The following is a 12,853-nucleotide window of genomic DNA, read 5'->3' as shown; positions in this document are numbered from 1 at the left end:
TTCCGATTTAATAAAAAACCCGCTTTAAAGCGGGTTTTTTATTTCATACTTTTCATCAATTTCAGCCATTAAGCTTTTGAAATAGTCATTTTTTTCATTAAGATAAAAATTATATATTCGTCCAGCTCGTTCATCATTGCTCCGCATTGCTTTTCTCATTAACTCGATTGCAACTAGATAATCTTCAATTTCATTAAACCAATATTCACCATGTAATAATCGATTTTCTAAAGATTGTTTTAACGCTAAATATTCTCTCTGGATATTATCTAAAGCTGTATAAGCAAATAGTTTATTCTGCTCATCATAAATACTATGAATTTTTTCAAACCAATAAGAAATTGGCAACAAGCCAACTAATTTTTCATTTTCAAATTTCTTTTTAACTTCATTTTCCATAATAATTATTTCTTTATTCAGTCTTCTCAAGAGAACAATTGCTTCATCTAATTGCTTCTTGAGTAACTCATAAATAGAAATTTCTTCATAAACTGTATCTTCTTTCTTTTTAGAATATCTCAACAAGTCAAAACCAGATTTATTAATTGTGATACGAGAAATAAAATTATTAAATTCATCCTTATCTTTTTCGCTTCTTCCTCCTTCATTATTTAGGATTGTGTGCCCAATCGAAGCATTCCGAACCTTACGGATCTTTTTCAACTCACTATTTGCTTCCCATTGAACTTTGAATACTTCATATAGATGCTTCAAGCTATCTTGTTGAAGAATGAAACATTGTAAAATTCCATAGCAATGAATGTATTTAAGCCCTGTTTCTTTAGGAAACTCCGTTTGCAGATAATCCTTAAAGGCTAAGGATGTGTCTCCTAACACATCTAAAGCACTGCATAGCATCCACCATCTGTGCTTATCATTTAATAATTGGTAATGAAGAACTCCACAATTAATATAATTACGCAGCTGATTTTCTAAATTTTCTATTTGATCTAAAGAGTCTAGTAGATGATCCATACTTATATCTATACGGGTAGAGTATTCTTTAAAATTAGTTTTCAAATCATAGGCAATTTCATCTGAATTGCCTATACTCAACCTAACAACACTCAACAAGAAAGAATCATATGAAATTTAAAGCTCTTATTTTGACGGGTCTTGCGAGTATCGCAGTTACAGCTTGTACATCTGCACCAAAAATCCCGCAGCTTGAAGTTGGCGTCTTACAGGAAGTACAAAACCTCGAAGTATCTCCAGAAACCACCAACAACAAGGCAAAACTGACCAAGTTCCTCGACAAATGCGTGATTGAATTTACCGGCGATCTTGGCAATAACCGTGTCGTTGAACAATGGTCATTTAAAGGCCTTACCCTGATGGATGCAGGTTCAGCAACTTTCCAGCGCGACGGCACCAGCACTGCACAAAAGTTTGATCTACATGCCAAAAATGTACAAAAAAACTTTATTTCACTCCGCCATCACTTTGCCAAAGATGCATTAACTCAATGTGACTAAGCATCCTGCCCTGTTTTTATTCAGAAAATGGGGCAATTCTTTATCTAAAATAAATAAAAACCGGTTTCATATCTCACCGCGCCGTCTTTCATTACAAAAAAGCTAAATTGTACTTCTTGGAAGTGCTCGCGAATCCATCAGATCTTCATTGTTTTCGTGAAATTATCCGCTACACTCAAAATCAAACAAAAGATCGCTATTTGACTACTTCGAGGTCGATCACATTATGATGATGAAAAAAGCTATTATTCTCGGCACTGCATTTTTAATCTGCATTCCGGTATTGACACAAGCTGCAACCGAATCAGAAGCACAAACCAGTAAACCTATTGCGCCATATGGCACCAATCCAAATCTTTTGCATGTCTTTGCCTATAAAGCTCAGGAAGGCGTCATCAATACCGCAGAAAAAGTCGGTGAAGTGACTGAAAAAGGCATTGCCAAAGTCAAACCAGGTGTAGATCGTGCTTGGGGAAATACCAAGGCAGCGGCTTCAGAAACCGCACAAAAAGTCGATCAGGGAGCTACGCAAGCAGCCCAACAAACCAATCAGAAAATCCAGCAAACCAAAGAAGTGTGGCGCGCCAACCCTCAACAAGCAGCACCGATTGTGCAACAGCCTTTGAGTGAATCCTCTGCGCCTCAGCAAACCACAACACCACAGATGCAACCTCAATCCGGTTCCGGCACTGCCACCAGCTATGCAGTGACTGATTTATAAGAAAAGCCCGTCATGGGCTTTTTATTTATCTTTCAGCAAAAAATACTCACTTCAAGAGAAGGGTTAAAAATCAATTCACCTGCCGTATCGGCTGGCCATTTTTAAAAGCTTCAATATTTTCGACCATCTGATTCACAATGCGCTGCCGTGCATCAACACTGCCCCAGGCATTATGCGGCGTCACAATCAGGTTTGGGATTGTTGCATCGAGTAGGACATTGCCTTCTTTCGGTGGCTCCACCGTTAAAACATCGGTCGCTGCACCGGCAATCTGACCCTCACGCAGCGCCTGCGCCAAGGCTGCTTCATCGACAATTCCGCCACGCGCACAGTTAATTAAAAATGCGCTTGGCTTCATGGCTTCGAGTTCAGCATGACTGATCAAATGCCGGGTGTCTTCAGTGAGTGGACAATGCAGACTGAGAAAATCAACTTGAGCAAGCAACTCGGCAAATGCTACACGGGATGCATCTGCTGGACGGTTTGGCAGCGCCGCAATCAGAACTTTCATGCCAAAAGCTTCAGCCAGTTTCGCCACCGCATGGCCCAGTTCACCATAACCGACAATGCCCAGTGTTTTTCCGGCCAGCTCGACAATTGGCGCATCCAGCAAACAGAATTGTGAAGATTTTTGCCACTGGCCTTGTTGTAGCGCATGTTGATAAGACAGAAATGAAGTGGCCAGATTGAGCATTAACATTAAAGTATGTTGTGCAACCGCAGAAGTACCATAAGCCTGACAGTTACAGACCACAATGCCGTGTGCTTTGGCTGCTGCCAGATCGACATTATTGCTGCCGGTCGCAGAAATCAGGATTAGTTTCAGTTCAGGAGATTGCTGAATGGTCGCAGCATCAATCAGTACTTTATTGCTAATAATGACCTCAACCTCGGCCACGCGGGAAGCAATCTCGGCAGCCGAAGTCGTTGGATACAACACAAGCGGATCAAAGGCTGCATGCAGTGCCTGAAAGTCCAAATCCTGTTGGTCTAGAGAAGCATAGTCTAAATAAACGGCTTTCATGGCTGTTCCCTCAATCCTGTTGAACCATTGATCTTTATCATTTAAAACAAGTCATTGAGGCTTTTCAAGCAGTTTCCGCTCTGCCAATCTTAATCTAGCGGTTTATCGAGATGATTGCGCAATGAACGCCGGATTTTATAGATCACATACACCGCCAGAATGATCATGAAAATAATCGATGCACTCATCATAATCACGGCTGGATGTACACTTTCTGCATGTGCCAGATTGGGCAGCGCTAAACCGACCATGAAACAGACTTGTATCATCTGGGCAGATTGCATCATATAGAGACCCCCTGGTTCGTTTCAACTATCGGGAGCAGTACGGGTGGATATTATTTGTACCGCCTATCTCTATATTATGCCTAGCCAATCACATGTCAAGTAATTGTTTTTTATTAAAAAATAAAGCTAGTTTATCTCATTGTGCGTCACAAACTGCGTATTTTTGTCACTTTCATCGATAAAGGCCGCAGCGCCATACTCATTGGTACTTAAATTCAAGTGCTTATAGCTGAACATATAATAATCGCTATAACGTTTCATGAGAATCGGGTGCATGCCCAGACTGAGTTCATCCTGCTCCTTGATCAGTTTCATGACATGCCGGTCATTCATCACCACCAGATAACGCTCATCATTCAAGCTGATGCTCAATAGGCCATTGCCTTTGGCATAAATCGGAATCAGGAATTTATGGTTCAGGGCAATCGCGCCTTCTGCATAACTTTCGATTTTATGACTGATGACATTAAATACCAGACCATGTCCATATTGATCCAGAAGCAACTGACGATTTTCCTGCGGCAAATTGACATGAATGCCGAGCTTGAGCAGGTCATGCTGATCGACCTGTTTATTTTGCAATAATTCTCTTAAGATCACCTGTTTCTGGCTGGCATCAAAAAACTGATTATCCAGTTGCAGATCATTATTTTTCAGGATACGCCCCAAGGCCATACGATGGCGTGGCAAGACATTTTCAATGACTTTGCGATAATAGAACTTGCTGTTTTTCTTGACCCGACGCATTTTCTGGTAAAAATAACTCGGTTCGTAATCATATACCAAAAAGTCATACAGCAATTCGGAACTGGCCAGAACGGCAATGGCATCATGTCCGGTAAATGGCAAATGCAGCACATGATGCTGCGGAATCAGGGCCTGTAATTTCAGATAATGCGCACGGTCTTCGGCACAATACGGATCATAGACAATAATATATTCGCACGTGCTATCGATATCTTCGGCTTCAACCCGCATTCCTGCATTCAGCTCTGGTTGATAGAACATATTATAGCGGGCATCGTGTACATCATCCGGATTGATCGAATATTGCGGCACCATCGCCACCACGCGCTGCACGCCTAAGGCGCGGGAATACTTGATCGCGGCATAGCCACCCATCGAGCCACCATAGGCAACCCGCTGCTGAAACGGCGCAATCAGTTCAGCCACTGCCTTTAACATGTTCCACATGGAACCTTGCGGGAACCAGGACTTGTGCTTGGGCATAATACCCAGAACATTGAACTCGAATTTCTGTAGCGACTTTTCTGCATTGATGTTGAGGCCCTTGGCACGGGTAATCAAATCGCCAAATGAAAAAATCAATTCTGAAGATGACCCCGGCATAAAAATCGCGCGTATATGCTCATCTTCAAAAACAATCTGCTTGTCCATAACTTTCCCGTGCTGGTAAATCGAACCCTTCCACAACAATTCAATCAATGAATGCTGTCAAAAAAGTGAATATGCTATTTTATATCGATCAAAAAGATTAAAAAGCGCAAAATATGACACAATCATTACATCCGGCAGCAAAACGGGGTTTTAGTGCATCTGCCGAGCTGTATCAGCAAGTGCGTCCCGATTATCCGGCAGAGATCAGTCAGTGGCTGGCCGATACTTTGACTTTGCCTGTCGATGCGCGTCTTTTGGATTTGGGCAGTGGAACCGGCAAGTTTATTCCTTATTTACGCCCGCTCAGTAAAAACATCATCGCTGTCGATCCGGTTGCGGAAATGCTGGCACAATTAAAACTGGCCCATCCGGACATTGAGGCTGTTGAAGGCCTGAGCCATCAACTCCCCTTGCCTGATCATAGCCTGAATGCGGTATTTTGTGCACAGTCATTTCACTGGTTTGCGAATGCAGAGACCTTACAGGAACTCAACCGAGTCCTCAAACCCGATGCTTATCTGGTTCTGGTCTGGAATCAGCGGGATACCCGGGTAGCCTGGGTTCAGGCACTGGCAGAGTGTATCGCCCCATTAGAAGGTGATACCCCGCGTTATCATAGCGGAGCGTGGCGCAAGGTATTTGAACAACAAACCCTGTTTCAGCCGTATGCAGAAATCAGCATGACTCGGCAACAACAGGGCAGTGTGGAGCAGGTGGTATCAAAACGGCTACTCTCGACCAGCTTTATTGCAGCCATGCCAGCATCCCGGCAAGCACAGCTCAAACAACAGTTTGAACAGATTATCTGGGACTATACAGCCAAAGGTATAGAGGAAATGATTGATTTTCCTTATATTACTCATATATACGTATTTAAAAAAACTAATTAAAAACAGGAGTCAATCATGCATAAAATATCAGGAATGACACGCACTGCCCTGTTTGCAGCAGTCATGCTGCTCATGGCATGTGACCAGAAAACATCGGAAAGTACCGAACCGGCTGCAGACAGCACGGCTTCAGATCAGGTGATGCAGGAACTGAAAACCGAGCCGCTGAAAGACTTTCCCAAAACCACTGAGGATCCACATGATATTGCAGTACTGACCGATTATGAGCAACGTTTTCAGGAAATGAGTGCGGAGCTGGAAAAAGAATTAAACAGCATGCGTGATGAAGATAGCTTGAGTCCGGAGTTTATTCAGCAACGCCAGCGCGATCATGTACAGTCAGCCCTGAATATGCTGAAGGATTTAGAACTGAAAACCGAACAGGGCCGTTATATTCAGGGCATGATGTATCAATATTGGCAACATCAGGACAAATTGGTAAATAGTCCTGAGACTCAAACCAAAACAGTGAATGAGGCCAGTGAAAGTGTCAAAGGTTTAGGGAAATATCTGCATGCGCAAGAGCAACTAGAACGCTGGCGTTCGCAATATCCGGATCTGAATGCCAACACAGCACCTGCCCGCCCAGCCAGTTAATTCCATGGAGCTCATTGCTTGCACCCAGCTTGACTAAAATACACAGCGCATATCTAAGCTCAATGGGTGCATACAGGAACCTTGAATAAGCATGATACTGTCCAGGCTTGGTCTGCATTTCAGAATAAGGGCTTTTTCTCCCTCAGCATAAAATGACTTAGCTGGCCTTTAGGAACTGATGCACCCCTTGACCTGCCGCCCGGCCTGTAGCAAAACAGGCTGTCAGCAGATAACCTCCAGTCGGTGCATCCCAGTCCAGCATTTCCCCACAAAGAAATACATACGGATTGGATTTAAGTTGGAGCTGTTCCGACAGCACTTCACGCTTGACCCCACCTGCACAGCTAATCGCTTCTTCAATCGGACGAAAGCCTGTAAGTGGAATGGTCAAATGTTTTATCTGCTTGGCTAATTCAGCAGCATCTTGCCACCAAGTCTTGGCCACCAGTTCACGCACCAAAGCCGCTTTGGCACCATCCAATCCGGCTTTACGCCAAACATTGCTTAAAGACTGCTTCTTAGTCGGCTGTAATTTTTTCGCCAATTGCCCCACACTTTGGTCAGGAAATAAATCCAGACTCAGTTGCATTTGCTGACCTTGTTTTAGCTGTTCGCGTAAACCTCTTCCCTGCTTATAAATCAAACCACTTTCAAGCCCATAATGACTGATCACAATGTCACCCGTGGTTTTTTCACCTTGCCCGACCCAGGCTTCTACACGTTTTAAAGGCTGACCAAAGACTGGCTGCATGAACTTGGACCATGGATATTCCACCCCGGCATTACTGGCCTGAAAAACCTCAATCTCATCGGGTTTTAACCAGGCTTGCCATGCGCCGTCACTGCCCAGTTCTGACCAGGATATTGCGCCACAGGCCAAAATAATTGCATCAAATTTTTCAGTGCGAAGTTCATTATTTTTTAGATCGTGCAGCTCAAGCTGTTGCTGATGCAGTCGGCTGACTTTATGCCGGTAATGAAACTGGATGCCATGACTGGCCAAGCGCTTGAGCCAGGCACGCAGCAAGGGAGCAGCTTTCATCTCTGTAGGAAATACCCGGCCGGATGAACCAATATAAGGCTCAATGCCTAGTTCCTGCATCCAGTTTTGAATCCAGACAGCATCCCACTGTTTGACCCATGGCGACAACCAGTCCACCTGATCATAACGCTGCACAAATTGCTCAACCGGTTCCGCATGAGAGATATTCAGGCCGGTTTTGCCTGCCATCAAAAATTTACGTGCAGCAGACGGTTTTTGCTCATAGACGTGCAGCTCATAATCAAACTGACTAAGGACTTCTGCGGCCATTAACCCGGCAGGGCCAGCGCCAACAATGGCAATACGTTTGCTCATCTGATTATTCCGCGATGCTAGCATTCTGCCCTTGCAAAGGCTGGAAATCATCAAACCGTGTCACATAAGCTTCAGGTTTAGTAATAATAAGTTGCTGACACAATTCCCCACGTTCCAGATATTTAATTTCAAAATGGGTGCGTGCTGAATCCTGGGCAATGACTTCTTTAATAAAAGGTAATTTCCACAGTTGTTCTGCCTGCTGTTCTGCTTCTTCGATATAGGCAGGAATATTACTGGCCAGTGTAATGGTTCCACCCGTCTTTAAACGGGAAAGTAAAAACTCAAAAAATGGCATATTGACCCAGCGCTGCGCCGGATTATGCGGTTCCGGATTTGGATACAAAATAAAGAATTGTTCTACCTGCTCTGGATACAATGCATGCACGATCCACGGCAAAGCATCGGCATGAACGGTCTGTAAATTGGCCTGACCTTCAATCCCGTGCTGTTTTTGCATGGCCAGGAATTTTTCGCGGGTACGTTCAATCGCAATCAGTTGAGTATCGGGGTGGGTTTTGGTAAATAACAAAGCATGTTTGCCTTTACCCGCCCCGACTTCGATGCAGACCGCTTCAGGACTGATGCTTTGAAAATCACGGGGTGCATGCATACGCTGTGCTTGAAATTGACGAATCGGCATAATCAGATCAAACTAATAAAAACCGCATAAGTCTACCAAGTGCGGCTATATTTGCCTAATCGAAGCTTTATTTTTCTTTGGAGTTGATCTCATGCCCACTACTTTAAACTGTCCGCGCTGTGGCAAACTGACGACCTGGGAAGAGAATGATTTCCGTCCTTTCTGTTCAGAACGCTGCAAGATGATTGACCTGGGCGCATGGGCCAATGAAGAATATAGCTTGCCCACTCAAGATGCACCGCAGGCGGACACTTCTGAGGATTAGAAGTTCTGTGCAGTAAAAAAATATTTCCGAACTGAAGACTATGTAGAAAATTAGCCAAAAATCACATAAAGTTTATAAAATCACCCTGAAAAGCCAACACGAATTAACACCATTCATCGTGCCTTAGCATTATTGTTCTACTTTAAATCTTCACATTATTTTTAGAGCAATAATATGAGCTATATTATTTTAAAAGTCATATTAGTTGGGGTGGGTCTACTGGCACTTCTCTCTCTGGGAGTCGGTATTTTCCAACAAGATAGCTTGTTTATTGTACTGGGTGTGCTTTTTGCTTTTATGGCTTGGCTAATTCACATGCAAACCCGTCAATTTAGCAGTGATCCATTTTCAAAATAAAAGACCAAGGATACTTGGTCTTTGATTCACGTCGATATTTAACCCGCTTTGCCTGCAACAAAGGGATTATGCTGCTTTTCAAAACCAATGGTGCTGATCGGTCCATGTCCTGAAATAAACTGGGTTTCATCCGGCAGGCTAAAACATTCACGCTGAATTGAATCCAAGAGCTGCTGATGATCGCCACGCGGGAAATCCGTACGGCCAATCGAGCCTTTAAACAGCACATCGCCCGTCCATAACAGGGCATGATTGCTATTATAAAACATCACATGGCCCGGGGTATGCCCTGGCGCGAAACGCACTTCAAATTCTTCATCACCGAGCTTCAGTATTTCCCCCCCTTCCAGCCATTGTGTCACTTCAACTTTTTCTGGAATCGGAAAACCATAACGTGCTGAAACCTCCTGAATCATGTCCAGCCAGAAAGCATCTTCCTTATGTGGCCCAATTACTGGTACATTCCAGGCTTTTTTCAAGGCGCCTACTGCACCTGCATGATCCAGATGTCCATGGGTCAGCCACAAAGCTTTTACGGTTAAGCCCAGAGCTTCGACCTCAGTTTTGAGTTTTTCAGCTTCGCCCCCTGCATCAATCAAAATGGCTTCTTTCGTGTCCGTATCCCAAATGATCGAACAGTTTTGCTGAAAGGCAGTAACCGGAACAATTTTGACTTGTAACATAGGGCAAAAAACCTCGGAAAAATTAATGAGCAAGCGTTTGTGTCAATGCATCCAGATTAGCCTGTAGCAAACTGTTCAGCAATCGCAAATGATCTTCACGGCTATTTAAAGCAGGAATATAACGATAACTGCCTCCCCCCAGAGATTTAAAAGTTTCGGCATTTTCTATGGCCAGTTCCTCAAGCGTTTCCAGACAGTCAGCCGAGAATGCCGGGCTCATCACCTGCACGGATTTCACCCCCTGTTTGGCCCAGTCTTCCAGCAAAACATCGGTATAGGGCTTAATCCATTCCTGTTTGCCAAAGCGTGACTGAAAGCTAATCGCATATTGCTCTGCACTCAGCCCTAACGCCTGTGCAACCAGTTGTCCGGTAATACGACAACGATCGGCATAAGGATCGCCTTTGTCGGCATAAGGCTGCGGAATACCATGAAAAGACATTAACAGTTTTTCCGGCTGACCATGCACTGCCTGATAGTCACGCACGCTTTGCGCCAGAGCCTGAATAAATAAAGGATGTTGATAATAATCCCGAATGATGCTCAAACCAGGCAAATTGCGTTGCTTCACCACCCATTTTGCCAGGGCATCATAGAGAGGTGCAGTCGAAGTAGCAGAATATTGGGGAAATAGTGGAAATAAGATCACATGGTCCTGCGGCTGTTCAGACACTCTGGCCAAAACCTGCTGAATATTCGGATTGCCATAAGTCATTGCTGGCACCACATTCAACTCAAACTGCGGATAGAGCTGGGTCAAATGGGTTTTGACTGTATTGACCTGCTGCAACAGGATTTCACGCATCGGTGAATCCTCTCCCCAGACCTGTGCATAGGCCTGTGAAACCCGCTTAGGCCGAAATGGCAAAATGAATAAACGCAGGATTATTTGCCAAATGGGTTTCGGAATTTCAATCACCCGCTGATCAGACAAAAACTGCTTCAGGAAACGGCGTACTGCTGGAATCGTGGGCGCATCTGGCGTACCCAAGTTGGCCAATATAATCGTCACTTTAGCTTTAGCAGGAGAAGACATTCAGTTTATCCGTCATGGTATCAACCCCTGTACTTTAACAGTTTTTGATTGATTCTCTATATGGATTAATACACTGACTTAGATTGAAAAGTACGATCTAAATCCAGCAAACTGCTGTCCAGTAATTTTTGAGCTTTCGGCGTAATCTGCCAGAGCATGCGCTGGCGGTCATCCCGACCTGATGGCACAATCCAGTCATTCTGGCGCATCTGAATTTTCAAGCTATGCAAGGCACGAATATTCATCTGGGCACGAGCCACGGCATGTGCACGTGGCATTTCTGCCCGTGCATCTTCCAGACCGTTTTCATTTAAATATTCATTCATCCGCTTGGAGAAAAACTCTTCCGGTGTCGGATTGACAAAGGTAGAGCCCAGCAGGGCCAATAATTGCGCCCAAGTCAGCTTCTTCTGAACTTTAATTTCCTTAAAGTTTCCATCCTGATAAGCCTGCATCCGGTATTCAAAAGAAAAGACTTCATGCATGGATACTTTAGGCAGGCTCAGGAACGGATCTATTTCCGCCGTTCCACCATCACGCTCCAGTTGGCTCACTTTAGCCTTGAGCTGATCAATCTCGTCATGCAGCGCCTGGGTATTTTGCGGACGCACCCATCCGGTCACCGGATAACGCTCCAGCATTTGCGGCATATTAAAACGTACTGCCATTTCCAGATCGCGCAAGCTGCGATAAGTAAAGACCTGGTCTACTTCCTGCTGCAGTAATTGACGGAATTCCTTAAACTTTTCCCGCAATTCCGGCTTGGTATCATGTAATGAGCTTTCACGTGATGCCGGATCGTCATGCATAAACACAATAATCGGTTTTTGCTTGGTCACTGCATAGATGTATTCGAGGTGCATATAACCGACACCCGAGACAGACTGTTCCCCATACTGACTGCCTAGCAAAATCACTACATAGTCACAATCATCAATCTGGCGGCGTGAAAAAGCAGTATTCAGCGGCGTACGCTGTTCCAGTCCCCAAGAGAAGAACCCCATACCCACTAATGTTTGAGACAAAATGATACGTTCCGGCTGCATTTCTGCCCCAGAGGTTGAGATGAACACTTGGTATCGTTTATCCAGCATGGGCTATCCTCTTCTCCTGTACATTTGCATAAAAAATGCATGAATTCATGCATTTTGACACAATATGACCACCCCAAAATGAAAAAATATCGTTCTTTTAAAATTATAAAAATGAGTTTTAAACTGCACTCATATTACTGATCTGCCATTTTAAACCGGCAGGAATCAGGTGCTGCAAAACCGGCCGGAGCTGTTCAGCATTCTGCCCACTCACCACCAATTCAATTTTCACGCTTTCTTTACGCTCATGCTCAAATAATAACTCATTTTTAATTAAAATTCGGGCCGTTTGTCTCGCAACTGCGAATCCTGAGTCAATTAATGTCAGCTTTTGACCAAAAATATACTGAATTGACGCTTTTAGGAAGGGGTAATGCGTACATCCCAGTACTAAATAATCAGCGCCTTGATCCACAACTGGTTGTAAAATCTCTATTAATGTCTGTAAACAGGCTTCACTCATCTGCTCTCCAGCCTCAACAAAAGGTACCAGTTCCAGACTGGTCACAGGCAGGACTTTAACCTGAGCCGGTTCGGCAAAACGGGAGATCACATCTTTAATCAGTTGCCCGCGAAAAGTGGCCGGTGTTGCCAAGACCGCAACTGTTTTCGACCGGGTATTCAAGACTGCAGGTTTAAGTGCTGGCACCAAACCGATAATTGGAAAGTTCTCGCCATAATAGTCACGCAAATAATCCAGACTAAAGGCAGAGGCCGTATTACAAGCCACGACTGCCACTTTACAGCCCTGACGATACAGCCATTCAATCGCCTGAGCAGTCAGGCTACGGATTTCCTGATCATCTCTCGGGCCATAAGGCACATGTGCAGTATCGGCATAATAGACAAAGCGTTCATTCGGCAGATGGCGGGCAATTTCCAGAGCCACCGACAAGCCGCCTACGCCCGAGTCAAAAATACCAATCGGCGCATCTGCTGTTGCGTTGGGCATCGGGTCTAATAGCGGAGAAATGGGTTGAATGGCGCTCATAACGGTCTGAATTGCGGTGTCAAAAACTCTAGCGA

The 12,853-nt window shown here is 44.4% G+C and carries 16 protein-coding genes; 6 read left to right on the top strand and 10 right to left on the bottom strand.

All coding sequences use genetic code 11. The features are described from left to right. Positions 1–24 precede the first annotated feature (24 nt). Positions 25–1,074, bottom strand: coding sequence for a hypothetical protein (locus tag FTU44_RS05870; RefSeq protein ID WP_141667087.1), 1,050 nt, complete (start codon positions 1,072–1,074; stop codon positions 25–27). An 11-nt stretch (positions 1,075–1,085) separates the two neighbouring features. Between FTU44_RS05870 and FTU44_RS05865 the strand changes: the two genes are divergently transcribed. Together FTU44_RS05865 and FTU44_RS05860 are read left to right on the top strand one after the other, a co-directional pair. Continuing rightward, positions 1,086–1,475, top strand: coding sequence for a hypothetical protein (locus tag FTU44_RS05865; protein ID WP_005095392.1), 390 nt, complete (start codon positions 1,086–1,088; stop codon positions 1,473–1,475). Between the two features lie 226 nt (positions 1,476–1,701). Beyond that, positions 1,702–2,196 carry a hypothetical protein gene (locus FTU44_RS05860; RefSeq protein WP_005095391.1) on the top strand — a complete coding sequence of 165 codons (495 nt, stop codon included), beginning with the start codon at positions 1,702–1,704 and terminating at the stop codon, positions 2,194–2,196. A 70-nt stretch (positions 2,197–2,266) separates the two neighbouring features. On the opposite strand, the gene FTU44_RS05855 is transcribed toward FTU44_RS05860, so the two are convergent. The 3 genes from FTU44_RS05855 to FTU44_RS05845 form a co-directional block, all read right to left on the bottom strand. After that, positions 2,267–3,220 (bottom strand): 2-hydroxyacid dehydrogenase, encoded by a 954-nt coding sequence (locus tag FTU44_RS05855; RefSeq protein ID WP_180049808.1) that lies wholly within the window; start codon positions 3,218–3,220, stop codon positions 2,267–2,269. 89 nt (positions 3,221–3,309) lie between these two features. Further along, positions 3,310–3,507 carry a hypothetical protein gene (locus tag FTU44_RS05850; protein ID WP_005172920.1) on the bottom strand — a complete coding sequence of 66 codons (198 nt, stop codon included), beginning with the start codon at positions 3,505–3,507 and terminating at the stop codon, positions 3,310–3,312. 126 nt (positions 3,508–3,633) lie between these two features. After that, a complete protein-coding gene (locus FTU44_RS05845; RefSeq protein ID WP_180049807.1) occupies positions 3,634–4,905 on the bottom strand; it encodes a hypothetical protein in 1,272 nt (423 codons plus the stop codon). 113 nt (positions 4,906–5,018) lie between these two features. Between FTU44_RS05845 and FTU44_RS05840 the strand changes: the two genes are divergently transcribed. Then, positions 5,019–5,795 carry a class I SAM-dependent methyltransferase gene (locus FTU44_RS05840; RefSeq protein WP_074383957.1) on the top strand — a complete coding sequence of 259 codons (777 nt, stop codon included), beginning with the start codon at positions 5,019–5,021 and terminating at the stop codon, positions 5,793–5,795. 15 nt (positions 5,796–5,810) lie between these two features. After that, on the top strand, positions 5,811–6,392 hold the full coding sequence (locus FTU44_RS05835; RefSeq protein ID WP_005095379.1) for a hypothetical protein: 582 nt from the start codon (positions 5,811–5,813) through the stop codon (positions 6,390–6,392). Positions 6,393–6,549: 157 nt separating this feature from the next. Here FTU44_RS05835 and FTU44_RS05830 read toward each other — a convergent pair whose 3' ends face one another. Together FTU44_RS05830 and FTU44_RS05825 are read right to left on the bottom strand one after the other, a co-directional pair. Next, positions 6,550–7,749 (bottom strand): TIGR03862 family flavoprotein, encoded by a 1,200-nt coding sequence (locus FTU44_RS05830; RefSeq protein WP_180049805.1) that lies wholly within the window; start codon positions 7,747–7,749, stop codon positions 6,550–6,552. A gap of 4 nt (positions 7,750–7,753) precedes the next feature. Further along, on the bottom strand, positions 7,754–8,398 hold the full coding sequence (locus FTU44_RS05825; protein WP_171063366.1) for an SAM-dependent methyltransferase: 645 nt from the start codon (positions 8,396–8,398) through the stop codon (positions 7,754–7,756). A gap of 85 nt (positions 8,399–8,483) precedes the next feature. Between FTU44_RS05825 and FTU44_RS05820 the strand changes: the two genes are divergently transcribed. Continuing rightward, complete coding sequence (locus FTU44_RS05820) at positions 8,484–8,657, top strand: DNA gyrase inhibitor YacG (protein WP_005095374.1); 174 nt, start codon at positions 8,484–8,486, stop codon at positions 8,655–8,657. Positions 8,658–8,831: 174 nt separating this feature from the next. Further along, the gene (locus tag FTU44_RS05815; RefSeq protein WP_005095373.1) at positions 8,832–9,014 is read left to right on the top strand and encodes a hypothetical protein; all 183 of its coding nucleotides are present in this window, start codon (positions 8,832–8,834) and stop codon (positions 9,012–9,014) included. Positions 9,015–9,052: 38 nt separating this feature from the next. On the opposite strand, the gene FTU44_RS05810 is transcribed toward FTU44_RS05815, so the two are convergent. The 4 genes from FTU44_RS05810 to murI all read right to left on the bottom strand — a co-directional run bounded on the left by FTU44_RS05810 (position 9,053) and on the right by murI (position 12,818). Beyond that, a complete protein-coding gene (locus tag FTU44_RS05810; RefSeq protein ID WP_100534671.1) occupies positions 9,053–9,697 on the bottom strand; it encodes an MBL fold metallo-hydrolase in 645 nt (214 codons plus the stop codon). Positions 9,698–9,719: 22 nt separating this feature from the next. After that, entirely contained in the window at positions 9,720–10,733 is a 1,014-nt protein-coding gene (gene hemH / locus FTU44_RS05805) for a ferrochelatase (protein ID WP_005172935.1), read from the bottom strand. A 65-nt stretch (positions 10,734–10,798) separates the two neighbouring features. Beyond that, entirely contained in the window at positions 10,799–11,827 is a 1,029-nt protein-coding gene (locus FTU44_RS05800; RefSeq protein WP_005095369.1) for a DUF4062 domain-containing protein, read from the bottom strand. Positions 11,828–11,945: 118 nt separating this feature from the next. Beyond that, entirely contained in the window at positions 11,946–12,818 is an 873-nt protein-coding gene (gene murI / locus FTU44_RS05795; protein ID WP_100355488.1) for a glutamate racemase, read from the bottom strand. Positions 12,819–12,853 lie beyond the last annotated feature (35 nt).

Source organism: Acinetobacter sp. YH12105 (assembly GCF_013419095.1).
Lineage (GTDB): Bacteria > Pseudomonadota > Gammaproteobacteria > Pseudomonadales > Moraxellaceae > Acinetobacter > Acinetobacter pseudolwoffii.
The sequence above is the reverse complement of the archived record's forward strand: the minus strand, read 5'-3'. Positions and strand labels throughout refer to the sequence as shown.

What these genes read in the sequence shown, in the direction of transcription:
- FTU44_RS05815 (WP_005095373.1), top strand. Translation starts at nt 8,832, where the DNA reads ATGAGCTATATTATTTTAAAAGTCATATTAGTTGGGGTGGGTCTACTG.
- FTU44_RS05865 (WP_005095392.1), top strand. Translation starts at nt 1,086, where the DNA reads ATGAAATTTAAAGCTCTTATTTTGACGGGTCTTGCGAGTATCGCAGTT.
- FTU44_RS05860 (WP_005095391.1), top strand. Translation starts at nt 1,702, where the DNA reads ATGATGATGAAAAAAGCTATTATTCTCGGCACTGCATTTTTAATCTGC.
- FTU44_RS05810 (WP_100534671.1), bottom strand. Translation starts at nt 9,697, where the DNA reads ATGTTACAAGTCAAAATTGTTCCGGTTACTGCCTTTCAGCAAAACTGT.
- FTU44_RS05855 (WP_180049808.1), bottom strand. Translation starts at nt 3,220, where the DNA reads ATGAAAGCCGTTTATTTAGACTATGCTTCTCTAGACCAACAGGATTTG.
- murI (WP_100355488.1), bottom strand. Translation starts at nt 12,818, where the DNA reads ATGAGCGCCATTCAACCCATTTCTCCGCTATTAGACCCGATGCCCAAC.
- hemH (WP_005172935.1), bottom strand. Translation starts at nt 10,733, where the DNA reads ATGTCTTCTCCTGCTAAAGCTAAAGTGACGATTATATTGGCCAACTTG.
- FTU44_RS05845 (WP_180049807.1), bottom strand. Translation starts at nt 4,905, where the DNA reads ATGGACAAGCAGATTGTTTTTGAAGATGAGCATATACGCGCGATTTTT.
- FTU44_RS05800 (WP_005095369.1), bottom strand. Translation starts at nt 11,827, where the DNA reads ATGCTGGATAAACGATACCAAGTGTTCATCTCAACCTCTGGGGCAGAA.
- FTU44_RS05840 (WP_074383957.1), top strand. Translation starts at nt 5,019, where the DNA reads ATGACACAATCATTACATCCGGCAGCAAAACGGGGTTTTAGTGCATCT.
- FTU44_RS05850 (WP_005172920.1), bottom strand. Translation starts at nt 3,507, where the DNA reads ATGATGCAATCTGCCCAGATGATACAAGTCTGTTTCATGGTCGGTTTA.
- FTU44_RS05820 (WP_005095374.1), top strand. Translation starts at nt 8,484, where the DNA reads ATGCCCACTACTTTAAACTGTCCGCGCTGTGGCAAACTGACGACCTGG.
- FTU44_RS05835 (WP_005095379.1), top strand. Translation starts at nt 5,811, where the DNA reads ATGCATAAAATATCAGGAATGACACGCACTGCCCTGTTTGCAGCAGTC.
- FTU44_RS05830 (WP_180049805.1), bottom strand. Translation starts at nt 7,749, where the DNA reads ATGAGCAAACGTATTGCCATTGTTGGCGCTGGCCCTGCCGGGTTAATG.